The organism is Streptomyces longispororuber (assembly GCF_024448165.1).
In the GTDB taxonomy this organism is placed as follows: Bacteria; Actinomycetota; Actinomycetes; order Streptomycetales; family Streptomycetaceae; genus Streptomyces; species Streptomyces longispororuber_A.
Genome location: NZ_JAMOLN010000175.1, coordinates 1 through 23,318 on the forward strand (window position 1 = coordinate 1; position 23,318 = coordinate 23,318).

The window sequence follows — 23,318 nt, forward strand, 5'->3', positions numbered from 1 at the left end:
GGCGGGCTGGTCCACGAGCTGGAGGTAGCCGCCCGGGGAGCGGCGGGCGTACAACGCGCGGTCGGCGTTGGGGAACTGGGCCCCTGAGCACCCTTCGCGGTCGTCGAGGACGAGGGCGAGCCGGGTGGGGCTCACCGCGTCCTCGGGGCCGAGCAGGATCGACGTGTCCCAGCGGGCGATCGAGCGTTCCGCCTGGGTGGGGCGCAGGCGTTCGTGGTCCTCGCGGACCTCCCGGAGGTCCGCCTCCCGCACCCGCGCGGTGAACGGCACCCGGCCGTCGCCGTCGGCCGTGCCCAGGTCGAGCGGCGCGAGCAGCACCTTGCCGGACTCGCGGTGCCGCAGGCGCAGGGCGGCCGCGGCGTCCGGCGCCGTGCGCAGCACTCCCCGTACGACCAGGTCACCGGACACGTGGCGGACTTCGAGGGCGCGGGCCTGCGCCGTCTCGACGCGCAGCTGCAGGATGCCGCCCTGGATCTGCGGGGCGACGCGGACGTCGGGGGAGACCCAGTGGGCGGGCGGCGTCTGGCCGGAGCCGGTGCGCGCTCCGTGCAGCGGCCCGCGGCGCGGTGTCGCGTGCGTGCCGCCGACGGCGATCCTGACGTGCCAGATGCCGTCCACCCAGCGGCCGCGGTGCCGGAGCCGGCCCGGATCGACGGTGGCGCTGAAGCCCGCCCAGTCCACGTGCCGGAACTCGCCGCCGGAGGCGACCGTGGCCTCCGGGTCGTGGTGGCTGCGGGCCGGGACGACGACGCGCTTGCGGCCGCCCTTCTCCCGCAGGACGAGGGCCTTGAGCGCCTGGCTGCGCTTCTCCGCGCCGAGCTGCCGGGCGAACGCCCAGCCCGCCAGGTGCAGCTTTCCGTCCGCGCCCCAGGACGCCGAGTCGAGCCGGCTGCGCAGGCCCAGTTCCTGGTGGTCGAGGCGGAGGACCGCGTCGGGGACCGGGCGGGAGGCGTCCAGGAACGGGTAGTCGGCGCGCGGGTGCAGCACCCCGGCCACCGGCAGCGAACCGCCGTGCTTCTTCTCGAACTCCAGCAGGGCGATCAGCTCGTCCATCCGCCGGTGCACCGTCAGATAGATCTTGAGCTTGTGCGGGACGGGCAGCGCCTTGACCTTGCGCTGCCCGATGTCGCGGGCGAGCTGCCCGACGTGGTCGAGGAACGCCGCCCGGTAGGCCGGGCCGGACGCCGGCAGCACCTTCCAGAAGAGCGGCATCTCCTCGTACAGGGCGTTGTGGTCGTAGACCGCGAGGTGGTCCGCGTACATCGGGTCGGAGCCGACCCGCCCGGCCAGGAAGTCGCGCACCATCCGGATCGACCGCACCCGGTCGACGAGCCCCCGCGGATCCGTGCGGTTCTGCGTGATGGAGCGCTCGCCGGTCTCCCGCTCGCGCCAGTGGTAGATCGGCTCGCTCAGGACGTCGACGGCTTCGGCGAGGTAGTGGGCCGGAATGCTGACGGGCGCGTCCTCGTACAGCATGCCCTCGGGGTACGCGAGCGCGTGCCGCTGCCAGAAGTCGCGGCGGTACACCTTGTTCCACGCGGTGCGGTCGGTGAGCAGCGGGCGGAACCGGGAGATGTGGGTGCGCAGCCGGGTTGTCGCGAAGGGGGTGCGGTGCACCGGCGACTGGACGTGTCCGGCGGATCTGAAGCGGGTCACGTTGCCGGCGGCGAAGTCGGAGCCCGTCTCGTCCAGGGTCTCGATGAGCAGTTCGTACGCGTTCGGCGGGAGGGTGTCGTCGCTGTCGACGAACGCCAGGTACGTGCTGCCCGGGGCCATCTCGCGCACCCCGGTGTTCCGGGCGGCGCCCAGGCCCCGGTTGAGCTGCGATATGAGGCGGAAGCGGGGGTCGCGGGCGGCCCACTCCCCGGCGATCACCGCGCTCCGGTCGGTCGACCCGTCGTCCACCATCACGACCTCGAAGTCGGTGAAGGTCTGGTCGGCCAGGGACCGGAGGCATTCGTCGAGGTACAGCTCGACGTTGTGGACGGGGACGATCACACTCAGCCGGGGCTGAGCCTGGGGCTGCCGGGCCTTGGCCTGCACGCGTGCTCCTTATCCTCTTCTGTTCACCGCTCAGCGCACCATATTGGCACTAAACGGACAAAAGGGTAAGTGCGGTTGTGCTTTTGGTGGGCCTCACGAGGGAAGAGGGGCTTTGGCCCGTTTAGGTTCCGTCTTGGTGGGATTCGTGAAGACCTCGTACGCCTTGAGAACCTCGTCCGTCGGCCCGTCCATCCGCAGCTCCCCGCGCTCCAGCCAGAGCACGCGGTCGCAGGTGTCGCGGATCGACTTGTTGCTGTGGCTGACCAGGAAGACGGTGCCCGCGTGCTTGCGCAGTTCCCGGATACGGGCCTCGGAGCGCTTCTGGAAGGAGCGGTCGCCGGTGGCCAGCGCCTCGTCGATGAGCAGTACGTCGTGGTCCTTGGCGGCGGCGATGGAGAACCGCAGCCGGGCCGCCATGCCGGACGAGTAGGTGCGCATCGGCAGCGTGATGAAGTCGCCCTTCTCGTTGATCCCGGAGAAGTCGACGATCTCGTCGTAGCGGTCGCGGACCTGCTCGCGGGACATGCCCATCGCGAGCCCGCCGAGCCGCACGTTCCGCTCGCCCGTGAGGTCGTTCATCAGGGCCGCGTTCACGCCGAGCAGGGACGGCTGCCCGTCGGTGAAGATCCGCCCGTTCTCCACGGGCAGCAGCCCGGCCACGGCCTTCAGCAGCGTCGACTTCCCCGACCCGTTGGTGCCGATGAGCCCGATGGCCTCGCCGCGGTACGCGGTGAAGCTGACGTTCCTGACCGCGTGCACGGTGCGCACCCCGGCCCGCTTCTCGGCCTTCTTCTTGCCGCCGATGATCCGGTTGAGGGCGGCGGTGGCGGTGCCGCGGCCCGCGCCGGTGCCGTTGACCCGGTAGACGATGTCGACGCCGTCGACGATGACGGTGGGCACCGCTTCGGTGCCGGTCTTCTTGTCAGCCACGGCCGTACGTCTCCTCTGCCTTCCAGAAGTAGATGAACCCGCCGACGCCCGCGAGCAGCGCCCAGCCCAGGGCCCACGCCCAGACGTGCGTGGGCAGCTGGCCCGCGGTGAAGGTGTCGATCAGCGCGAAGCGCATCAGGTCGATGTAGACGGCGGCCGGGTTGGCCTGCAGCAGCACGGTCACGATGTGCGGCAGGCCCTTGTCGCCGACCAGGTGGTCCAGGCTCCACATGACCCCGGACACGTACATCCAGGTGCGGAGCAGGAACGGCATGAGCTGGGCGATGTCGGGGGTGTGCGCGCCGACCCTCGCCATGATCAGCGCGAGCCCGGTGTTGAACGTGAACTGCAGCAGCAGCACCGGGATCACCAGCAGCCAGGACATGGCCGGCGGGACGCCGAAGCAGAGCAGGATGACCACCAGCGCGCACATCGAGAACAGCAGCTGCTGGAGCTGCTGGAGGCAGTACGACACGGGGAGCGCGGCGCGCGGGAAGTGCAGCGCCCGCACCAGCCCCATGCTGCCCGCGATCGCCCGGGTGCCCGCCATCACGGACGACTGCGTGAACGTCCACACGAACACGCCCGTGACCAGGAACGGGACGTAGTCCGGCACGTCCCTCTTGGTGTCCATCAGGACGCCGAAGATGAAGTAGTAGACCGCCGCGTTCAGCAGCGGCGTCGCCACCTGCCAGACCTGGCCCAGCTTCGCCTGGCTGTACTGCGCGGTGAGCTTGGCCGTCGCGAAGGCGGTGATGAAGTGCCGCCGCTGCCACAGCCGGCGCACGTACGCGGGCAGGGGGGGCCGGGCGCCGCTGACGCTCAGTCCGTACCGGGCGGCGAGGACCGCCGCGTCCTCCGTCCCGTGCGCCGCGGCGGGCGGGGGCGCCGGCGCGGGAGGCGTGTCCAGGGCCTGACTCACATCGCCTGCTTTCCTCGGGGTTTGCCTGCTGTTTACGTCGGGACGGACCCGTATCGTCGTGACGCGAGACTAGGACGGTTCGACGTCGGAACGCAACCGTTTCGTCGTTACGGAACTATGCTTTGCCCCATGACGACCAACGCCGACTCCGCCAAGCCGACGCGTCGCAGGGCTCCCGCCGGGGCCGCGGTCCTCCGCGAGGACGTGACCGACGCCATCCGCGCGGCCGTCTTCGAGGAACTCGCCTCGGTCGGCTACGCACGCATGTCCATCGAAGGGATCGCGCGCCGCGCGGGTGTCGGGAAGACGGCGGTCTACCGCCGCTGGCGCTCCAAGCTGCACCTCGTCCTCGACCTGGTCTCCGCCATAGCGGTGCAGGGCCTCCCGGCGCCGGACACCGGCTCCCTGGAGGCCGACCTGCTGCTGCTCTACCAGGTCACGTCACGGGCGCTGCGCCACCCCGTGGCCGGCCAGATCATCCCCGACCTCCAGGCCGAGGCGGCCCGCAACCCCGACATCGCCGACGCCATGCAGAAGGCGCTGCGCGAAGGGCAGCACGGCGTGGCGAGCGGCATCGTCCAGTCGGCCGTCGCCCGCGGCGAGCTCCGCGAGGGCCTCGACGAGGACCTCGCGCTCGACCTGATCTCCGGCCCGCTCTACTGGCGCGCCGTGGTCGTGCGCTCGCCCAAGCTGCCCAAGGGCCATCTCGAGCGGTTGTCCGCGGCTACGTCGGCCGCGCTCAAGGCGCTGTGACGTAGCCGGCCCAGGCGGCGGGGGCCGCGGTGAGCCGGGCGTACTCGGGGCGCTTCGAGTCCCGGACGTGGATGGTGGTGGGGGTGGGGGCGACTTCCACGCAGTCGCTCGGGTTGCTGCTGTCGCTGTAGCGGCTCTTGGACCGATGCAGGTCGGAACCGTCCTCCACCTCGCGCTCCGGGCGACGGACGACGCGATTCGCGTGGAGGTGACGGACACGCGCGCGGAACGCCTTCCGGAGCTGCGGCCCCCCCGGCCCCCGGCCGCCGACGCCGAGTCGGGCAGAGGGCTCCTGCCGGTGGAGGCACGGGCGATGCGCTGGGACGTAGCGGTCGAGGCGGCCCCGCGCAAGACGGGCCGAACTGGCGATCGGGCCGGGGCCGCCGGAAAACCCGGTGCCCGGTCCCGTCCGCCCCCGCTACCGTCGCTCCCCATGGTCAACGGAGACGCACCCAGAGATCCCGACGGCTACTTCCCCGAGCGCATCGCGGCCGACTACGACCGGTCGTCCGCCCGGATGTTCACCCCCGAAGTCCTCGACCCCAGCGTCGACTTCCTCCACCGGCTCGCCGGTGACGGGCCCGCGCTGGAGTTCGGCATCGGGACCGGGCGGATCGCCCTGCCGCTCGCCGCGCGCGGAGTCGACGTGCGCGGGATCGATCTGTCCGAGGCGATGGTCGCCCGGCTGCACGCCAAGCCGGGCGGCGACCAAGTGCCTGTGTCCATCGGGGACTTCGCGACCACCACGGTCGGCGCCGGAGGCGAATTCGCCCTCGCCTACCTCGTCTTCAACACCGTCATGAACCTGACCTCGCAGGACGCGCAGGTCGACTGCTTCAGGAACGCCGCCGCGCACCTCGCCCCCGGCGGCCGTTTCGTGGTCGAGACCATGGTGCCCGATCTGCGCCGGCTGCCGCACGGACAGGAGGCCGTGCCGTTCCACGTGAGCGACACCCGGTGGGCCTTCGACCGGTACGACGTCGTCACGCAGGCCATGAGCTCGAACTACGTCGAGGTCGACCCGGAGACCGGGCAGGGCTCGTACTGGACCATCCCGTTCCGGTACGTCTGGCCCGCCGAGCTCGACCTCATGGCGCGCCTGGCCGGGCTGCGGCTGCGCGAGCGGTGGGGCGGCTGGGAGCGGGAGCCGTTCACGGGCGAGAGCGGTCAGCACGTGTCCGTGTGGGAGAAGCCCGCCGGTCCCTGATCTCGGCCCCTCGGAAGCCGGCGGGCGGCGGGGCGCCGGTCACGCACCACGGGCGGCACTGCCGGGTCGACGGCGTCGAGCCCGCGCCCGTCGCCGAGGAGCGCGGCTGGGCGGGTCCCGGGGCGGCGCCCCCGCCGCCGTCCCCGCGTGCGCTCACGCCACGCGCGTGGCGCCCGCGAACGGCATCTGGTCGATCGGCGCGATCCGCACCGGCGCGCTCGGGTTCGGCGCGTGGATCATCTTCCCGTCGCCGATGTAGAGACCGACGTGGCTGATGCCCGAGTAGAAGAACACCAGGTCGCCCGGTTGGAGTTGGGACTTGGCCACCCGCTGTCCCGCGTTGATCTGCGCGTACGTCGTGCGCGGCAGCGAGATGCCCGCCGCGCGGTACGCGGCCTGCGTCAGGCCCGAGCAGTCGAAGGCGGACGGCCCGGTCGCGCCCCAGACGTACGGGCTGCCGAGCGCGTCGTACGCGTAGGCGATGGCCGATGCCGCACGGGAGTTGGGGGCCTTGGACGGGGCGCCGGCGGAGGGGGAGGCGGCGCGGTCCGTGGAGCGGGAGGCGCGTTCGGCGGTGGTGGCCGCGCCGGTCCCGGCGGCCGGGTCGAGCGTGCGGTCCGCCGGGGCGAGCCGGTCCAGGAGCTGCCTGGCCTCGCCCAGCTTCGCCGTCACCGTCTTCTTCTGCTGCCGCAACTCCTTCTGCTTCGCGCGGAGTTCGGAGAGCTGTCCGTCGGCGTGGTCGCGCAGCTGGTCGATCTCGCGCAGTTCCTTGCGGACCCGGACGATCGTGGCCGCCTGCCGGGTGCCGACCCGCTCGGCGAGCGCCGCCTCGTCGAGGTAGCGGTCGGGGGTCGAGGAGAGGAGCAGCTGGACCGTCGGATCGACGCCGCCGGTGCGGTACTGCTCGGCCGCCGCCGCACCCAGCTTCTGCCGCTGGGAGTTGAGGGCCTCGGTGCGCCGGGACGCCTCGTCCTGGAGGGCGTCCACCTTCTTCTGCGCCTTCCCGGCCTTCTCCTTCGCGCCGTTGTACTTCTCGGTGGCGACCTCCGCTTCCTGGTAGAGCTTGTCGACCTTCGCCTTCACCTGAGCGGGGGTGAGGTTCGGCTCCGCGTGCGCCGCGCCGCCGTCGAAGGCGGTGGCGGTCGCCGCGGAGGCGAGGGCGAGGGTGGCCGCGGTGCGGACCGTACTGCCGCTGAGCGAGCGCTGCCTGGGCTTGCGATGCGCTGCCGGCACGTGGCGCCACGTCCTTCCGGGTCGTACGCCCGCCTTACGCGTCCGGCGGCGGCCCGCACAGGGGGAGCGGGCCGCCGCCGGACCTTTCTCGGCGGTGGTGTCCGACTGCCGCCCCTGGTCCGGACGGCGGTGGGGAGCCGGTCACCTGGGGAAGGACGCTAAACCTCGGCGTAACGGGTTGGTGTTGGATTGTTCGCAACTGGTCCGTTTGTTGCGGATCGTGGCAGAGCGTGACAGGTGAGTGTTCGTGGGGGATCGGTGACGGCGTCCGATGAACGCCCCGTTAGGCTCCGGAACCATGGACTTTCTCATCCATCTCTTCGTCGGCCTGCACATCATCGGCATCGCTTCGCTGCTCGGCGGCTTCCTCACGCAGATGTCGGCGATGGGACAGGGCACGGCCCGGTTCAACAAGGCGATGCTGCACGGCGCCCTGACCATGCTGGTGACCGGTGTCGCCCTCGTCGGCCTCAACCAGGCCGACGACAACACCGTCAACAACATCAAGATCGGTGTGAAGCTCGCGATCCTGATCGTGATCCTCGGCATCGTCTATGTGAAGCGGGACGAGGAGAAGGCCGAGAAGGGGCTCTTCGCGGCGGTCGGCGGGCTCACCGTCGCCAACATCTTCATCGCGGTGCTCTGGACCTGAGCACCTGCCGGACCGTCCCCGTCGCGACGACCAGCCAGGCGGCGACCGCGATCCACAGCAGCACCTGCCCCGGCCCCCGCAGCCAGGACACCCCGACGGCGGTGGCGACCGTCAGCGTCGCGACCGCCGTCATCCCCATCGGGAACACCGTCGACCAGCGCCGCACGTCGTACCGGAACCGCGGCCGCACCAGCTCCGCCCCGCACAGCACCACGTACCAGCTGAGGTCGAGCGTGAGCAGCAGCCCCGCCATGAAGCGCAGCACACCGGTGTCGTCGGAGTTCCACAGGTCACCGGCCCGCCCGGCGAGCACCAGCTTCGCCGCGGCCAGCGCCGAGATCGCCAGCGCGCCGCCCGCGACCCAGTGGTCCCCCGGACCGGTCAGTACCTGCCGCAGGTCGAAGCGCGGGAACGCGGCCGCGTAGATCGCGAGCCCCAGCCAGAACAGCGTCATCGCCGCGTACCCCAGCCAGTCCCCTCGTGCCGGTCCCAGCGCCGCCGACAGCGTCGCCCCGAGCACGGCGAGCGCCTGCGTGGCCACGCACGTGATGAACACGCCGCCCGGCATCTTCGGCTGCCAGTGCCGGACGACGACGTACAGCAGCCCGGGCCACACCACGACGGCGATCACCAGCAGCACCTCGGCGAGCCCCTGCCACCCCAGCAGCGAGAACCGGGTGCCGAGCACACACGTCGCGGCGACGGCGGTCATCGCGGGCGGGGTGTCCGCCTCCCGCTCCCACCGGTCGCGCTCGCGGAGCAGCCGGAAGCAGAAGTCGGCCGCGAGCAGCACCCACAGCGCGGCGGCGAGCACCAGGAAGACGGCGGACAGCACGTCGTGCCCGGTCAGGTGGAGGCCGACCGAGACGATGCCGGTGGCCATGACGGCGGCGCCGGCGGCAGGCGGGAGCTGGGACCAGTAGGGACGCGGGGTTACGTTCGGGCCGTGCACCGCCCGAACGTAACCGCGGACGGCGTCAGGCGGGCCGCACCACGCTGTGGATCGACGCCGTGCCGTCGTAGTAGATGGACTCCTCGCGGACGTACGCGCCCGGCTTCGGGGCGTGGATCATCATGCCGTCGCCCAGGTACAGGCCGACGTGGCTGATGTCGTCGTAGAAGAAGACCAGGTCGCCCGGCTGGATGTCGGAGAGCGCGACCGTCGTGCCGACCTCCACCTGGTCCCAGGTGGTGCGCGGCAGGGTGATCCCGGCGGCCTTCCACGCCGCCTGGGTCAGACCGGAGCAGTCGTACGAGTCCGGGCCCGTGGCGCCCCACACGTACGGCTTGCCCTCCTGGGCCTTGGCGAACGCGAGCGCCTTCGCGGCCTTCGTCGCGTAGCTGGTGGAGCCGGAGCCCGTCGACGAACCGGAACCGGAGCCGGAGGACGAGCCCGAGCCGGACTGCTCCTCCTGCTGCGCCGCCTCCTCGGCCGCCTTCCGCTTGGCCTCCTCCTCGGCCTTCTGCTTCGCGGCCAGTTCGGCGGCCTTCTTGCGCGCCGCCTCCTGCTTGGCCTTCTCGATCGCCGCGAGGCGCGCCTTCTCCTCGGCGGTCAGCTTCGACAGCAGTTCGCGGGCGTCGGCGAGCTTCGTCTGCACGTCCTGCTTGGACGTCTTCAGATCGGTCTGCGACGTGGTGAGTTGCTGCAGGTTCTCCTGCGCCTCGGTGCGCTTCTTCGCGGTGGCGCGCTGCTGCTTCTGGTAGTCGTCGACGGCCTTCTTCTGCTCGGACGTCATCCGGCTGAGCAGCTGGTCCTGCGCGAAGTAGTCCTCGGGGTTGTCGGCGAGGAACATGGTCGCGGTGTTGCTGACGCCACCTGTGCGGTACTGCTCCGCGGCGAACCGGCCCAGCTCCTGGCGGGCCGTGTTCATCTTCTCGGTGCGCTGCGCGATGTCGTCGAGGAGCTTGTCGACCTGGGTCTTCTTCTTGTCGGTCTGCTCCTTGGCGGAGTTGTACTTCTGCGTGGCGACCTCTGCCTGCCGGTACAGGGTGTCGACCTTCTTCTGCACCTCTTCGAGGCTCGGCCTGTCCGGCTGCGTCGGAGCGGCCTGCGCCGTCTGCGAGAGCAGGGCGACCGAGGTGAGCGCAGCGGTCGTGATGCCGACGGCAGGGGTCGTACGGAGACCGCCGGACATCCGGGACCGGGTACGCGGCTTGCGGTGCGACGCCAAAACAGGCGCTCCTTCCGTGGTCCGCCTACCGGGTTAGCTGTCGGGTTCGGGCCGGTGGTACACGTCGTACGGAAGGCTGCCCTACGGTCAACCGCCCGGTCCTGCTGGGCCGTTGAGCCGATTCACCCCAAGGTCGGTGGGTCCCCGGTTCCCTGCCTCTCGGCGTACGGAACTCGGCGGGGGCTGCCCGCTCGCCGCGTTGTTCGCGGGCGGGGGGACGGGCTGCCCGCGCAGCACCGTAGCCAACTCGTGTTACTGCTGTGAAGGTTGATGTTCGATATGCCCGATACATTTTCGTGACCTTGCTCTCGGGCACGCTCCGTGTCGCTTTGGGTGCCGCATCGTGCGCGAAGGGTCACGTATGGGAAGACGGCGGCGGGGTGTCAGTGGGGCGGCCTAGACTCGTAGAGCGATGAGCAGCCTCTTTGACGACAACTTCCTGGCCAGCCTCCAGAGCGGTACGGAGGAGCCCCCGCCGCCGCCCGAGGACTCCGACAGCGACAGCGCTCCGGAGGCGATCCCGGACGACCTGTTCGGCGGGAAGTTCGACGCGCCGCCGCCCCGGGACGCCTACTACCGCGACGGGGCACCACGCCCGGCGATCGACCCGGCAGCCCTCCTCGACGGGCTGAACGAGAACCAGCGGGCGGCCGTCGTGCACGGCGGCACGCCCCTGCTCATCGTCGCGGGCGCCGGCTCCGGCAAGACCCGCGTCCTGACGCACCGCATCGCGCACCTGCTCGCCGAGCGGCACGTGCACCCCGGCCAGATCCTCGCGATCACGTTCACGAACAAGGCCGCGGGCGAGATGAAGGAGCGCGTCGAGGCCCTGGTGGGCCCGCGGGCCAACGCGATGTGGGTGTCCACCTTCCACAGCGCCTGCGTGCGGATCCTGCGCCGCGAGAGCAAGAAGCTCGGCTTCACGTCCTCCTTCTCGATCTACGACGCCGCCGACAGCAAGCGCCTGATGGCCCTGGTCTGCCGCGACCTCGACCTGGACCCGAAGAAGTTCCCGCCGAAGTCCTTCAGCGCCAAGATCTCGAACCTGAAGAACGAGCTGATCGACGAGGAGGACTTCGCCGCCACCGCCGCCGACGGCTTCGAGAAGACGCTGGCCCAGGCGTACGCGATGTACCAGTCGCGGCTGCGCGAGGCCAATGCCCTCGACTTCGACGACCTGATCATGACGACGGTGAACCTGCTGCGCGCGTTCCCGGACGTCGCCGAGCACTACCACCGCCGCTTCCGGCACGTCATGGTCGACGAGTACCAGGACACGAACCACGCGCAGTACGCGCTGGTCAAGGAGCTGGTCGGCCCGACCGACGGCGAGGACGCGGACCCGGCCGAGCTGTGCGTCGTGGGTGACGCGGACCAGTCGATCTACGCGTTCCGCGGCGCCACCATCCGGAACATCCTCCAGTTCGAGGAGGACTATCCGAACGCGACGACGATCATGCTGGAGCAGAACTACCGCTCCACGCAGACGATCCTCTCGGCGGCGAACGCGGTCATCGAGCGCAACGAGTCGCGCCGCCCCAAGAACCTGTGGACGAACGCGGGAGCGGGCGCCCAGATCACCGGCTACGTCGCGGACACCGAGCACGACGAGGCGCAGTTCATCGCCGACGAGATCGACCGGCTCACGGACGCCGGCGACGCGAAGACGGGCGACGTCGCGGTCTTCTACCGGACGAACGCACAGTCCCGTGTCTTCGAAGAGATCTTCATCCGCGTCGGCCTGCCCTACAAGGTCGTCGGCGGCGTCCGCTTCTACGAGCGCAAGGAGGTCCGGGACGTCCTCGCGTACCTGCGAGTGCTGTCGAACCCCGAGGACTCCGTCCCGCTGCGCCGGATCCTGAACGTGCCCAAGCGCGGCATCGGCGACCGCGCGGAAGCGATGATCGACGCGCTGTCGCAGCGCGAGAAGATCTCCTTCCCGCAGGCGCTGCGCCGCGTCGACGAGGCGTACGGCATGGCGGCCCGCTCCACGAACGCGGTGAAGCGGTTCAACACGCTGATGGAGGACCTCCGCACGATCGTCGAGTCGGGCGCGGGCCCGGCGACGGTCCTGGAGGCCGTCCTGGAGCGCACCGGATACCTGGCGGAGCTGCAGGCATCGACCGACCCGCAGGACGAGACCCGGATCGAGAACCTCCAGGAACTCGCCGCCGTGGCCCTGGAGTTCGAGCAGGAGACCGGTGCCGCCGAGGGCGAGGGCGCGGACGCCGTCGAGGGCGCGGAGGCCGGCGGGGCCGCTGCCCCGGGCACCCTCTCCGACTTCCTGGAGCGGGTCGCGCTCGTCGCCGACTCCGACCAGATCCCGGACGAGGAGGACGGTGACGGTGTCATCACGCTGATGACCCTGCACACCGCGAAGGGCCTGGAGTTCCCGGTCGTCTTCCTGACCGGCATGGAGGACGGCGTCTTCCCGCACATGCGCTCCCTCGGCCAGACCAAGGAGCTGGAGGAGGAGCGCCGCCTCGCGTACGTCGGCATCACGCGCGCGCGGGAGCGGCTGTACCTGACGCGCTCGTCCATGCGCAGCGCCTGGGGCCAGCCCTCGTACAACCCGCCGTCCCGCTTCCTGGAGGAGATCCCGACCGCGCACCTGGACTGGAAGCGCACCGGCCCGTCCGCCCCGGCGGCCCCGACCAAGAGCATCGGCGGAGGCATCGCGGCGTCGCTGTCCTCGTCGCGCTCCCGCTCGACCCCCGCGTTCGCCACGCGCCGGGCGAGCGAGAAGCCGGTGGTGTCGCTGGCCGTGGGCGACCGCGTCACGCACGACCAGTTCGGCCTCGGCACGGTGGTGGGCGTCGGCGGCTCGGGCGGGAACGCGGAGGCGACGATCGACTTCGGCGACCCCAAGCCGAAGCGGCTGCTGCTGCGGTACGCGCCGGTGGAGAAGCTGTAGCCGACCGCGGCGGGCGGATCGGGTTCGGGACGCTCGGGTTCGGGCGGCTCAGGTGGGGTCGAGGCCGTGGCTGCGCAGCCACGGCAGCGGGTCGATCGCCGAGCCGCCGCCGGGGCGCACCTCGAAGTGCAGGTGCGGCCCGGTCGAGTTCCCGGAGTTGCCCGACCGCGCGATGACGTCACCCGCCTTCACGGGCCCGCTCATCACGGTGTGCGCGGAAAGGTGGCAGTACCAGGTCTCGGTACCGTCCTTGGCGGTGACTATCGCCATGTTCCCGTACGCGCTGTTCCACTGCGTGCGCACGGTCCCGTCGGTCGCGGCCATCACGGGCGTCCCGTACGAGACGGGGAAGTCGATGCCGCTGTGCACGGACATCCAGTTGATCCCGGCCTGCCCGTAGTAGGCACTGAGCCCGTGCTCCTTCACCGGGAGCGCGAACTTCGGCCGCTCCGCCTCCTTGCGCGCGGCCTCCTCGGCCGCCTTCTTCCGGTCGGCCTCCTGCTTGGCCTTCAGGTCGATGCGCTCCTGGGTGCGGCTCGCCCGGTCGGCGAAGTCACCCGCGTCCGCGGACAGGTCCTGCAACTGGGTGTCCAGCTTGTTGTTCGCGACGGACGGCTTCACGGCGGTCGCGTCCGGCGCCGCCGCGGCCTGCGTCTCCCTGCCGTCGTCGCCGCTGCTCATCACCGACGCCGCCGCGATCCCGGCGACACCGACCACGCACACCGACGGCACGGCGACCGTGAGGAGCGCGGAGCGCTTGGCGGGGGTGCGGCGCCTGGCACGGCCGCGGGAGGCGCCGCGCGGGGCGAACTCCGGGGCGCCGGACGGGAGGTGAGAGGTTTCGCCGTCCGCAGCGACGGGGCCGACGGGTTCAGCGGGCTCCGGACCGGGGTCGGGCTCGGCTGCGGGGCCGGGCTCCGGGTGGTGCGCGTCGTGGTCGTGGGCGTGGGCCTGGACCTCGGGGTGGTCGGCCGGGCTGTACTGGTCCGGCACCTGCTCGTGCACGGCCTCCTGCTCGGCGGTGCCGCCGGAGTTCCACTGGGTGGCGTCGTACGCGCCCGTGTCGTAGGCCGTCGTCCCGAGGAACGGCGCCTCGAAGGTCTGGGTGGCCTGCGCCTCGTACGACGTCCCGTACGCCGACGCGGCGGACGCGGCCTGCGTGGTGTCCCACTGACCGGTGTCCCACTGGCCCGTGTCCCACTGGCCGGTGTGCTGCTGGCTGTTGTGCTGCTGTCCGGGCTGCGTCGTCGCCTGCGCCGGAATGTCGGCGCCCTGCCCGTACCCACCGCTCGCCCAGACGGCGGTCGTGTCGTAACTGCCGGTGTCGTACGAGGAGTAGGGGGCGGCGTACTGCTGCTGCGTCTGGTCCGGATACCAGTGACCGGTGTCGTAGGAACCCGTGTCGTAGGAGCCGGTCGCGTAGGCACCGGTCGCGGGGGAACCCGTCGCGTAGGAACCGGTGTCGTAAGAACCTGCGTCATAGGAACCGGTGTCGTAGGAACCGGTGTCGTACGGGTCGTTGCCCGACAGATCGCCGAAGAGCGGATCGGCGGCGAAGCTGGTCGTGGAGTAACCGTCGTAGGCCGCGTACTGCGCGTTCCCCGACGGATGACGGTCGTTCACCAACTTCTCTTTCGCCTCGACAACAGGGGCTGCCAGAGCAGTGCGGTGACTGTACCCGGCGGTACGAGGGCACGACAATCTTCCGCAGGTTTCCTGCCCTGCGGAAACGGGCAATCGGCCGCCTTTCGGTGGACTGTGGGCGGAGCTTTGGCTCTGAGTTCGAGGTGCGTTCGACGATTTCGGGGTCTGTGGCGGGTCTGGGCGGGCCTGTGGCGTGGTCACGCCACCGTCAGACCGCCGACCGAGTCGGCGGCGCGTGCTCCTTCCGTGGTGGCTTCGGCGTCCAGGGCCTGACGGATGCCGGTCGCCACGGCCGGGTGCACCGGCAGCGCGAGGTGACCGATGCCCGTGACCCGCACGTTCTGCGCGAGCAGGTCGGGGTGGTCGATGCAGGCCGTCTCCAGCGGCACCATCAACTGATCGAGGTCGCTCCAGAAACTCACGAAGCGCGTCCGGCACCCGGGCGCCGGCTGCTTCAGCTCCTCGACGACCGAGGAACCGGGTCGCATCTGTCGCACGATCGGGTGGGCGTCCGCCAGCGGTGCGACGAGGGTGCCGGCGTGCGGGGTGCCGAGCGTGACGAGGGTGCGCACGCGCACGTCACCGCCGAGACACTGCACGTAGTAGCGGGCGATCAGGCCGCCCAGGCTGTGGCCCACGATGTCGATCCGGTCGTGGCCCGTGCGCTCGCACAGCTCCTCGACGTGCCGGCCGAGCAGCGTGGCCGCGGCCCGGATGTCGCAGGTCAGCGGCGAGTAGTTGAGGGACTCCAGCTGCTGCCGGCCGTGCTGGGCCAGGGAGCGGCGGAGCAGGACGAACACGGAACGGTTGTCGATGAAGCCGTGCAGGAGCAGCACCGGCGGCTTCGCGGGGGTGGGCAGCCGCGACGCCCCGGCCGGCTCCGCCAGGACCTCCGCCAGGTCTTCCGCCACCGGGCCCTCGCCGGCTGACGGCGGGGCGGGCGGCAGCGCGGGCGGGAGCGGGGCCGGATGCCTCCGCTCGGGGAGGATGCCGGAGGGATAGAGGAGCAGGTGCCCGGCGAGGATCGCCAGCTCGAGCGCGGTCGCCTTCAGGAGCGCGATCGAGAGCCCGGCCAGTCTGGTGGGCAGCAGATGGCAGAGCGGGCGAAAGGGCAGGGTCCTCGTGACCTGCATCGGTCAACCTCCCGTCGGCACACGGGAGGGCGTCTCCGTCCCCCGTGTGCGCTCATGGGGAGCCTGCCCTGCGAGCTCCGTCCCGTGGACCACCCGGTGAACCGGATTGCCGACCCGGCTCGACGATCGGTGAGTGACCCGCGCGGTGTGGTCCGCGCGGTGCTGTCCCCGCGATGGCGAACGCACCGTGCCACCGTGCCGTGCGGCTGGCGGCGCGGTGGCCCGGCGCTCTCGAAAGCGGCTCCCCTCGCGCCTTGCCCGGATGCGGCCGATGGGCCGCCTGACGCGGGTGCGGCGCGCAGCGAACGTGTCCCACCGTGTGATTTCCCCCTCGCTCCGCACCGTGAAACGGCCGGTTGCGGGATGCTGTCGATAACGTTCGTTCACTTCGGGTATCCCGGATGGGGTATCAGGAACCCGGGTCGTTCCAGGGCCCCCGGGGACAGTCACTTCATGGAGGCAGTGATGGGTGTGGCAGCCGGTCCGATCCGCGTGGTCGTCGCGAAGCCGGGACTCGACGGCCACGATCGCGGGGCCAAGGTGATCGCGCGGGCGCTGCGCGACGCCGGTATGGAGGTCATCTACACGGGCCTGCACCAGACGCCCGAGCAGATCGTGGACACCGCGATCCAGGAGGACGCGGACGCGATCGGTCTCTCCATCCTGTCCGGCGCGCACAACACGCTGTTCGCCCGCGTCATCGAGCTCCTCGTCGAGCGGGACGCCGCGGACATCAAGGTCTTCGGCGGCGGCATCATCCCCGAGGCCGACATCCCGCCGCTGAAGGAGAAGGGCGTCGCGGAGATCTTCACCCCGGGCGCGACGACGGCGTCGATCGTGGACTGGGTCCGGGCCAACGTCCACCAGCCCGCCGGGGCGTAATCCCTCCGGACCGAGCGGAACGCCTCGGCGCGGTGCCGGGTGGCGGCGTGCTCCCGTCTGCCCCTCGTCTTGGGCAGTCTGCCGCCCGGGGCGGCAGGGTGGGCAAGGCGGCCCCCGGTGCCGCGTGACCGGTGAGGCGGGGGTTCGGCCCGGGGCGGTGCGGCCGGTGCCGGTGTCGGGACCGGTGCCGCGCGACAGGGGTGCGCCCCCGGTGACGCTCACCGCGCCAGCTCGTCCCGCATGGCCCGGCGCAGCCGCAACGTGCCGACCAGGCGCTGGAACGCCTCCGTCCAGTACCCGCCCGCCCCGGGCGCCGCGCCCTCCGGCTCCTCCACGGCCGCCGTGAGCCCTTCCAGCCGAACCGCCTCCTCAGGGTCGAGACACCGCTCGGCGAGCCCCATCACGCCGCTGAAGCTCCACGGATAGCTCCCGGCGTCCCGCGCGATGTCCAGCGCGTCGACCACGGCCCGCCCCAGCGGCCGCGCCCACGGCGTGCCGCACACCCCCAGCAACTGGAACGCCTCGGACAACCCGTGCGCCGCGATGAACTCCGCGACCCACTCCGCCCGTTCCTCCGCGGGCAACGGCGCGAGCAGCTTCGCCCGCTCCGCCAGCGACACCGCCCCGGGCGCCGTCGGCGGCCCGAGCAGCGCCCGTGACCACCCGATGTCCCGCTGCCGCACCGCCGCCCGGCACCACGCCGCGTGCAACTCGCCCTGCCAGTCGTCGGACACCGGCAGCGCGGCGATCTCCTCCGGGGTGCGGCCGCCGAGCCGCGCGCCCCACCGGTCGAGCGGCGCGGCCTCCAGCAACTGGCCCAGCCACCACGACCGCTCGCCCCGGCCGGCCGGCGGCTTGGCCACGACGCCGTCCCGCTCCATCGCCGCGTCGCACTCGTGCGGGGCCTCCACCGTGATCGTGTGCGTCGTCCGGTCGAGGGCGACACAGGACAGCGCCCGGTCCGCCATCCGCCCGGCGAGCGCGGACCGGGGGAGCGCGGAGAGCAGCTCGGCCGCCGTCGCCCGGACGTTCCGGCTGCGGTCGGTCAGCGCCTGTTCGAGGAACGGCTCGTCGTCGTCGCCGAGCCCGGTGCGCAGCGAGTCGAGGAACATCAGCCGGTCCTCGGCGCGCTCCGTGCCCCAGGTCCCGGCCAGCAGCGCGCGGGCCGCCGCCGGATCGTGCCCGCGCACGGCGGCGAGCAGCGCGACCCGCTCCGCGAACAGACCCTCTTCCCAGAGGGCGCGGACCTGCTCCGTGTCTCCCGGATCGGGGAGCGTGGTGCCCGCGCCGGGCGTGGCGCGCAGGGCGAACTTCCAGTCCGGGTTGAGCCGGGCGAGCCACAGCGCGCGCGGCCCCGCGAACGTGAGCGCCTGCGGCCGCAGGTCCGTCCGGCCGCGGGCCGCGTCGAGCAGGGCGGGCAGCAGCTCGGGCGGCGGCGCGTACCCGTGCCCGTTGGCCGCGGCCAGCCACTGCGGGAGCAGTTCGAGGAGGTCGGGCGTGGAGCCCCGGCGCGTCGTCCCCGACCCGGGCCGGTCGGTGAGGAGCATCGCGAGCCGGTGCCGGGCGGCGGCGGGCAGGGGCGGGCGCGGGTCGGCCGCGGCGGGCTCCGGTGGCGCGGCGGCCGGGGCGGGACGCAGGCCCGCACGGCGCCGCACCGTCTGTACGGCGGCCTCGTCGAGAAGGGCGCGCGGGGTGGTCGACGAGCGGCGCTCCGTGCCCAGCAGCGCGGCTGTGACCAGGTCGTCCCACGTGGTGGTGGCGGTGCCCGTGCCGGCGGTGGAGGTGGTCGTGGTGGTCGTCATGAGTGTCTCGGGTCCTTTCCGTCGTGTCCCTCGTGTCACCTGCGGCGTCCGTTGTCGGTGCGGCCACTCCTGGTGCGGCCTGTCCTGGCGTGACCTGAACTGGTGCGGGGTGGCCGAGGGGTGGCTCCGCCGTGCTCCCGTCAGCACAGCGATATGACCTCGGCGGCGTCGTCCGGCGCCCCCGTCCACGTCGACAGCGGGCGGAAACCGGTGTGCCCGCACTCGCCGAAGACCGTCACCGGAGCCCCGCCGGACAGCGCCGCAAGCCGCCACAGGCCGGGGGACGCGGCCGCGTGCGCGGTCACGGGGAGCGCCGACTTGCCGTCGGAGTCGGCCAGTTGCCAGCCGCCGTCCGGGTCCTGGGCCGGTATGACGTCCGCGAGCGTCACCGGCCAGGACACCAGCCACGGATCGTCGGTCAGGGCCCGCCCGTACGCGGCGAGCGCAGCGGTCACGTCAACACCCTGCGGACGCATGGGACTTGGCGACGGCACCCCGAACTGGCCGCCCAGCTCCGCCCGCAGGGACCCGGCCCCGGGATGACCCGACACGGCGGCGTCCAGGGCCAGGCCCACCGGCAGGGCCAGCGAAGGGGCGCGGCCCGCCGCCCCATAAGAGAGGAGGAGTGCGGTGCGCTCCGACTCCGTGCCGTACAGCCAGATGCGGCGCGTGGTGAGGTGGCCGTCCGCCGCGTCGTGCTGGGACAGGACCAGCCATTGGTCCCGCGCCGGCGCCGCCGTGGCCTGGGGCGACAGGCCCACACGGGCGCGGACCGTCGCCGCCAGGTCGTCCGGCAGCTCGTCGCGGTGCAGCCAGCCCTGGTCGAGGAGGTGCAGCAGCGCGCACTCCTCCAGCAACCGCACCGGCCAGCCCGGTCCCGAACCCGGTATCGCCCCCAACTCCCGCACCCGCGCCGCGAGTCCGGGCGCCTGTGCGTCGACCATCCGGGCGGCCGCCTCGTCCCACATCCCGTAGCCCGCCTGCTCGGCCTGGGCCAGACCGCCGCGCAGCAGATCAGCGAGCCGCTGCTCCAGCTCGGTGACGCCCGCGCTGATCCGCTGCGCGCGCCGCTCGGCTCTGCGCCGCACCGCCTCCGGATCTGCTGGGGCGGCGGCGGAACCCGGTGCGGCCGCCGCGGCCTCCTTCGACTCCGCCCGCTTCCTGCGCCCCTCCAGCCACTGCTCCGCCCAGTCCGGCGGCGTCCCCCCGGCCGGCAGCTGGGCGTCCCCGCCCGCCCAGAGCAGCAGCAGTCCCAGCGCGTGCTTGCACGGGAACTTCCGGCTCGGGCAACTGCACTTGTACGCCGGGCCCGCCCCGCCGCCCGCGCCCGCCCCCGTGTCCACGATCGTCTGGTACGGCCTGCTGCCGCTGCCCTTGCACAGTCCCCACACCGCCCCCTCGTCCGAACTCCCGGTCGCCGACCAGGGTCCCGCTGCCCCGAGCTTGCTTCCCGCCTTGCGTGACGCGGCGTCAGGCGCCATTGCCAGCACCTGGTCCGTCGTCCAGCGCACCCCCTGCTGAGTCATGTCTCCGACGGTAGGTCCCGCCACTGACAATCCGTCCGACAACTGCCCTGACCTGCGGCGACGTTCAGGCCGAGGTCGATTGTCAGTGGCGTGGTGCACCGTGGAACCCATCGCTCGACGAGGGCGGACAACTCCTCGTCGGGCAGGTTCGAGTTGGGCGAGTTGGAGGGGGACAGCCATGACCGTTTCCGTCGAGGATCAGGCCGGAAGCACGAGCACGAGCACGAGCACGAGCACGAGCGGGACCGGGGCCGGGGCCGAAGGTGCGGAGCAGGTGCTGCGGCCGCACGCCGAGGACGCGTTCGCACACGAGCTCGCCGCGCTGGCCGCGCAGGACGACCGGCCGCGGCCGGCCCGCTGGCGCCTGTCGCCGTGGGCCGTCGCCACCTATCTGCTCGGCGGCACCCTGCCCGACGGCACGGTGATCACACCGAAGTACGTGGGGCCGCGCCGCATCGTCGAGGTGGCCGTGACGACGCTGGCGACCGACCGGGCGCTGCTGCTGCTCGGTGTCCCCGGCACCGCCAAGACGTGGGTGTCCGAGCATCTCGCGGCCGCCGTGAGCGGCGACTCCACTCTGCTGGTGCAGGGCACCGCGGGCACGCCGGAGGAAGCGATCCGGTACGGGTGGAACTACGCACAGCTGCTGGCGCACGGCCCGAGCAGAGACGCCCTCGTGCCCAGCCCCGTCATGCGCGCGATGGCGGACGGGATGACGGCGCGCGTGGAGGAGCTGACCCGGATCCCCGCGGACGTCCAGGACACGCTGATCACGATCCTCTCCGAGAAGACGCTGCCCATACCGGAGTTGGGGCAGGAGGTGCAGGCGGTGCGCGGGTTCAATCTGATCGCCACCGCCAATGACCGCGACCGCGGGGTCAACGACCTGTCGAGCGCGCTGCGCCGCCGGTTCAACACCGTGGTGCTGCCGCTGCCCGCGAGCGTCGAGGCGGAGGTCGGCATCGTCTCGCAGCGGGTCGAACAGCTGGGCCGCTCCCTGGAGCTGCCCGCCGCGCCGGACGGCATCGACGAGATCCGCCGGGTCGTCACCGTCTTCCGGGAGCTGCGCGACGGCGTGACCGCCGACGGCCGGACGAAGGTGAAGTCGCCCAGCGGCACGCTGTCCACGGCGGAGGCGATCAGCGTCGTCACGAACGGCCTGGCCCTGTCGGCGCACTTCGGGGACGGCGTGCTGCGCCCCTCGGACATCGCCGCGGGCATCCTCGGCGCCGTGGTCCGCGACCCGGCCGCCGACCGGGTCGTCTGGCAGGAGTACCTGGAGGCCGTGGTGCGCGAGAGGGACGGGTGGAAGGACTTCTACCGGGCCTGCCGCGAGGTGAGCGCATGACCGCGCCGCTGCTGCTCGGCGTCCGGCACCACGGGCCGGGCTCCGCGCGGGCCGTGCGCACCGCTCTCGACGCGGCCCGGCCCCGGGTCGTCCTCATCGAGGGACCGCCGGAGGCGGACGGCCTGGTGGCGCTCGCCGCCGACGAGGACATGCGGCCGCCGGTCGCGCTCCTCGCCCATGTCGTCGACGAGCCGGGGAAGTCGGCGTTCTGGCCGTTCGCCGAGTTCTCGCCCGAGTGGGTCGCGATCCGCTGGGCGCTCCGGCACGAGGTGCCCGTCCGCTTCATCGACCTGCCGGCCGCGCACAGTCTCGCGATGCGTGCTGCGGAGGACGAAGGGAGAGACGGGGGCGACGGAGGGGACGGAGGGGACGACGGGGCCGCCGAGGGTGACGGGGGCGTGGCGGCCGCGGTGCGGGTCGATCCGCTCCGGGTGCTCGCCGAGACCGCCGGGTACGACGACGCGGAGCGCTGGTGGGAGGACGTCGTCGAGCACCGGGAGGGCGACCCGTTCGCCGCACTCGGCGAGGCGATGGGCGCGCTGCGGGAGTCTTCGGAGGCCGGAGCGGACGGGACGGAGGGAGCGGAGGGGACGGAGGGAGCGGAGGGGGCTTATGGGGGCGACCGCCGTGACCTGCTGCGCGAGGCGTACATGCGCCTGCAAGTTCGGGCCGCGCAGCGCGAGTTCACGGACGGGGTCGCCGTCGTGTGCGGCGCGTGGCACGTGCCCGCGCTGCGCCTGCGCACCACCGCGACCGCCGACCGCGCCCTGTTGAAGGGACTGCCGAAGGCCAAGGTCGACATGACGTGGGTGCCGTGGACCCACCGCCGGCTCGCGCGGTCGAGCGGGTACGGGGCGGGCATCGAGTCACCCGGCTGGTACGGACACCTCTTCAGCGTGCCCGACCGGCCCGTGGAGCGGTGGCTGACCAAGGTCGCGGGACTGCTGCGTGACGAGGACCGCATCGTGTCGTCCGCCCACGTCATCGAGGCGGTGCGGCTCGCCGAGAGCCTCGCCGTGATGCGCGGCAGGCCGCTGGCCGGGCTGACGGAGACCACCGACGCCGTGCGGGCCGTCCTGTGCGAGGGCTCGGACGTGCCGCTGTCGCTCATCCACGACAAGCTCGTCGTCGGCGACGTCCTGGGCGAGGTGCCCGAGTCCGCCCCCGCCGTGCCGCTGCAGCGCGACCTCGCCCGGCAGCAGCGCACCCTGCGCCTCAAACCGGCGGCGCTGGAGAAGGAGATGGACCTCGACCTGCGGGGCGACACCGACGCCGCGCGCAGCCGACTGCTGCACCGCCTGCGGCTCCTCGGCATCGCCTGGGGCGAGCCGGCCAGATCCGCCCGCGGCTCCACCGGCACCTTCCGGGAGACGTGGCGGCTGCGCTGGGAGCCGGAGCTGTCGGTGCGGGTCGCCGAGGCGGGCGTGTGGGGGACGACCGTGCTCGCCGCGTCGACCGCCAAGGCGGAGACGGACGCCGTCGCCGCGACCGCGCTCGCCGACGTCACCGCGCTCGCCGAGCACTGTCTGCTGGCCGGCCTGGCGGACGCGCTGCCCACGGTGATGCGGGTCCTCGCCGACCGGGCCGCTCTCGACGCGGACGTCGGCCATCTCGCCCAGGCGCTGCCCGCCCTGGTCCGCGCCCTGCGCTACGGCGACGTGCGCGGTACCGACACCGGCGCGCTCGCCGGGGTGGCGACGGGCCTCGCCGAGCGCGTCTTCGTCGGCCTGCCGCCGGCCTGCGCGGGCCTGGACACGGACGCGGCGACGGAGATGCGCGGCCATGTGGACGCGGTGCACACCGCCGTCGGCCTGCTTGAGGACACGGGGCTGCGGGAGCGCTGGCGCGTGGTGCTGCGCACCCTCGCCGTACGGGACAGCGTGGCCGGGGTGATCCGGGGCCGGTCCGCGCGGATCCTGCTGGACGAGGGCGAGTTGACGGACGAGGACACGGCCCGCCTCATGGGTCTCGCGCTGTCCCCCGGCACCCCGCCCGCCGAGGCCGCCGCGTGGATCGAGGGGTTCGTGGGCGGCGGCTCGGGCGGCGGTCTGCTCCTCGTCCACGACGAGCGGCTCCTCGCGCTGGTCGACGGCTGGCTGACGGGTGTCCCGGACTCCGCGTTCACCGATGTGCTGCCTCTGCTGCGCCGCACGTTCTC

The 23,318-nt window shown here is 72.5% G+C and carries 18 protein-coding genes and 1 riboswitch; of the genes, 7 read left to right on the plus strand and 11 right to left on the minus strand.

The window, feature by feature from the left end:
* The 3 genes from M4J07_RS35925 to M4J07_RS35935 all read right to left on the minus strand — a co-directional run.
* Positions 1–2,043: glycosyltransferase (locus M4J07_RS35925; RefSeq protein ID WP_255979123.1), on the minus strand; the 2,043-nt coding region annotated here is incomplete at its 3' end.
* A 93-nt stretch (positions 2,044–2,136) separates the two neighbouring features.
* Positions 2,137–2,973, minus strand: a complete 837-nt coding sequence (locus tag M4J07_RS35930; RefSeq protein WP_255979125.1) for an ABC transporter ATP-binding protein — start codon at positions 2,971–2,973, stop codon at positions 2,137–2,139.
* Positions 2,966–3,895, minus strand: coding sequence for an ABC transporter permease (locus M4J07_RS35935; RefSeq protein ID WP_255979127.1), 930 nt, complete (start codon positions 3,893–3,895; stop codon positions 2,966–2,968). The genes M4J07_RS35930 and M4J07_RS35935 overlap by 8 nt, the downstream gene beginning before the upstream one ends.
* Positions 3,896–4,024: 129 nt before the next feature.
* On the opposite strand from M4J07_RS35935, the gene M4J07_RS35940 reads away from it, so the two are divergent.
* Positions 4,025–4,648 carry a TetR/AcrR family transcriptional regulator gene (locus tag M4J07_RS35940; RefSeq protein ID WP_255979129.1) on the plus strand — a complete coding sequence of 208 codons (624 nt, stop codon included), beginning with the start codon at positions 4,025–4,027 and terminating at the stop codon, positions 4,646–4,648.
* Here M4J07_RS35940 and M4J07_RS35945 read toward each other — a convergent pair.
* Positions 4,635–4,817 carry a DUF397 domain-containing protein gene (locus M4J07_RS35945; RefSeq protein WP_255979131.1) on the minus strand — a complete coding sequence of 61 codons (183 nt, stop codon included), beginning with the start codon at positions 4,815–4,817 and terminating at the stop codon, positions 4,635–4,637. The genes M4J07_RS35940 and M4J07_RS35945 overlap by 14 nt on opposite strands.
* Before the next feature lie 264 nt (positions 4,818–5,081).
* Between M4J07_RS35945 and M4J07_RS35950 the strand changes: the two genes are divergently transcribed.
* The gene (locus M4J07_RS35950) at positions 5,082–5,855 is read left to right on the plus strand and encodes a class I SAM-dependent methyltransferase (protein WP_255979133.1); all 774 of its coding nucleotides are present in this window, start codon (positions 5,082–5,084) and stop codon (positions 5,853–5,855) included.
* A gap of 153 nt (positions 5,856–6,008) precedes the next feature.
* Here M4J07_RS35950 and M4J07_RS35955 read toward each other — a convergent pair whose 3' ends face one another.
* The gene (locus tag M4J07_RS35955; protein WP_255979135.1) at positions 6,009–7,088 is read right to left on the minus strand and encodes a C40 family peptidase; all 1,080 of its coding nucleotides are present in this window, start codon (positions 7,086–7,088) and stop codon (positions 6,009–6,011) included.
* Positions 7,089–7,386: 298 nt separating this feature from the next.
* Here M4J07_RS35955 and M4J07_RS35960 point away from each other — a divergent pair, with 298 nt between their 5' ends.
* Positions 7,387–7,740: a hypothetical protein gene (locus M4J07_RS35960; RefSeq protein WP_255979137.1), complete on the plus strand. Its 354-nt coding sequence runs from the start codon at positions 7,387–7,389 to the stop codon at positions 7,738–7,740.
* On the opposite strand, the gene M4J07_RS35965 is transcribed toward M4J07_RS35960, so the two are convergent.
* Both M4J07_RS35965 and M4J07_RS35970 read right to left on the minus strand, forming a co-directional pair.
* Positions 7,718–8,692 (minus strand): tellurite resistance/C4-dicarboxylate transporter family protein, encoded by a 975-nt coding sequence (locus M4J07_RS35965; protein WP_255979139.1) that lies wholly within the window; start codon positions 8,690–8,692, stop codon positions 7,718–7,720. The two genes, M4J07_RS35960 and M4J07_RS35965, sit on opposite strands and share 23 nt — an antisense overlap.
* 25 nt (positions 8,693–8,717) lie before the next feature.
* Complete coding sequence (locus tag M4J07_RS35970) at positions 8,718–9,911, minus strand: C40 family peptidase (protein ID WP_374215147.1); 1,194 nt, start codon at positions 9,909–9,911, stop codon at positions 8,718–8,720.
* 6 nt (positions 9,912–9,917) lie between these two features.
* Positions 9,918–10,086: riboswitch (cyclic di-AMP (ydaO/yuaA leader) on the minus strand.
* A 237-nt stretch (positions 10,087–10,323) separates the two neighbouring features.
* On the opposite strand from M4J07_RS35970, the gene pcrA reads away from it, so the two are divergent.
* Positions 10,324–12,825 (plus strand): DNA helicase PcrA, encoded by a 2,502-nt coding sequence (pcrA, locus tag M4J07_RS35975; protein WP_255979143.1) that lies wholly within the window; start codon positions 10,324–10,326, stop codon positions 12,823–12,825.
* Positions 12,826–12,873: 48 nt separating this feature from the next.
* Here the strand turns inward: pcrA and M4J07_RS35980 are convergent, their stop codons facing one another.
* Together M4J07_RS35980 and M4J07_RS35985 are read right to left on the minus strand one after the other, a co-directional pair.
* A complete protein-coding gene (locus tag M4J07_RS35980) occupies positions 12,874–14,448 on the minus strand; it encodes a M23 family metallopeptidase (protein ID WP_255979145.1) in 1,575 nt (524 codons plus the stop codon).
* A gap of 218 nt (positions 14,449–14,666) precedes the next feature.
* On the minus strand, positions 14,667–15,602 hold the full coding sequence (locus M4J07_RS35985; RefSeq protein ID WP_255979147.1) for a lipase family alpha/beta hydrolase: 936 nt from the start codon (positions 15,600–15,602) through the stop codon (positions 14,667–14,669).
* A gap of 465 nt (positions 15,603–16,067) precedes the next feature.
* On the opposite strand from M4J07_RS35985, the gene M4J07_RS35990 reads away from it, so the two are divergent.
* A complete protein-coding gene (locus M4J07_RS35990) occupies positions 16,068–16,484 on the plus strand; it encodes a cobalamin B12-binding domain-containing protein (RefSeq protein WP_255979149.1) in 417 nt (138 codons plus the stop codon).
* Positions 16,485–16,702: 218 nt separating this feature from the next.
* On the opposite strand, the gene M4J07_RS35995 is transcribed toward M4J07_RS35990, so the two are convergent.
* Positions 16,703–18,286: a DUF5691 domain-containing protein gene (locus M4J07_RS35995; RefSeq protein WP_255979151.1), complete on the minus strand. Its 1,584-nt coding sequence runs from the start codon at positions 18,284–18,286 to the stop codon at positions 16,703–16,705.
* A gap of 140 nt (positions 18,287–18,426) precedes the next feature.
* Positions 18,427–19,812 carry an SWIM zinc finger family protein gene (locus M4J07_RS36000; protein WP_255979153.1) on the minus strand — a complete coding sequence of 462 codons (1,386 nt, stop codon included), beginning with the start codon at positions 19,810–19,812 and terminating at the stop codon, positions 18,427–18,429.
* A gap of 178 nt (positions 19,813–19,990) precedes the next feature.
* Here M4J07_RS36000 and M4J07_RS36005 point away from each other — a divergent pair, with 178 nt between their 5' ends.
* Together M4J07_RS36005 and M4J07_RS36010 are read left to right on the plus strand one after the other, a co-directional pair.
* Positions 19,991–21,160, plus strand: coding sequence for an ATP-binding protein (locus M4J07_RS36005; protein WP_255979155.1), 1,170 nt, complete (start codon positions 19,991–19,993; stop codon positions 21,158–21,160).
* Positions 21,157–23,318 (plus strand): DUF5682 family protein (locus M4J07_RS36010; protein WP_255979157.1); only part of this gene is annotated, 2,162 nt, incomplete at its 3' end. The genes M4J07_RS36005 and M4J07_RS36010, both read left to right, overlap by 4 nt.

What these genes read in the sequence shown, in the direction of transcription:
- M4J07_RS35940 (WP_255979129.1), top strand. Translation starts at nt 4,025, where the DNA reads ATGACGACCAACGCCGACTCCGCCAAGCCGACGCGTCGCAGGGCTCCC.
- M4J07_RS35950 (WP_255979133.1), top strand. Translation starts at nt 5,082, where the DNA reads ATGGTCAACGGAGACGCACCCAGAGATCCCGACGGCTACTTCCCCGAG.
- M4J07_RS35960 (WP_255979137.1), top strand. Translation starts at nt 7,387, where the DNA reads ATGGACTTTCTCATCCATCTCTTCGTCGGCCTGCACATCATCGGCATC.
- pcrA (WP_255979143.1), top strand. Translation starts at nt 10,324, where the DNA reads ATGAGCAGCCTCTTTGACGACAACTTCCTGGCCAGCCTCCAGAGCGGT.
- M4J07_RS35985 (WP_255979147.1), bottom strand. Translation starts at nt 15,602, where the DNA reads ATGCAGGTCACGAGGACCCTGCCCTTTCGCCCGCTCTGCCATCTGCTG.
- M4J07_RS35990 (WP_255979149.1), top strand. Translation starts at nt 16,068, where the DNA reads ATGGGTGTGGCAGCCGGTCCGATCCGCGTGGTCGTCGCGAAGCCGGGA.
- M4J07_RS35995 (WP_255979151.1), bottom strand. Translation starts at nt 18,286, where the DNA reads ATGACGACCACCACGACCACCTCCACCGCCGGCACGGGCACCGCCACC.
- M4J07_RS36000 (WP_255979153.1), bottom strand. Translation starts at nt 19,812, where the DNA reads ATGACTCAGCAGGGGGTGCGCTGGACGACGGACCAGGTGCTGGCAATG.
- M4J07_RS36005 (WP_255979155.1), top strand. Translation starts at nt 19,991, where the DNA reads ATGACCGTTTCCGTCGAGGATCAGGCCGGAAGCACGAGCACGAGCACG.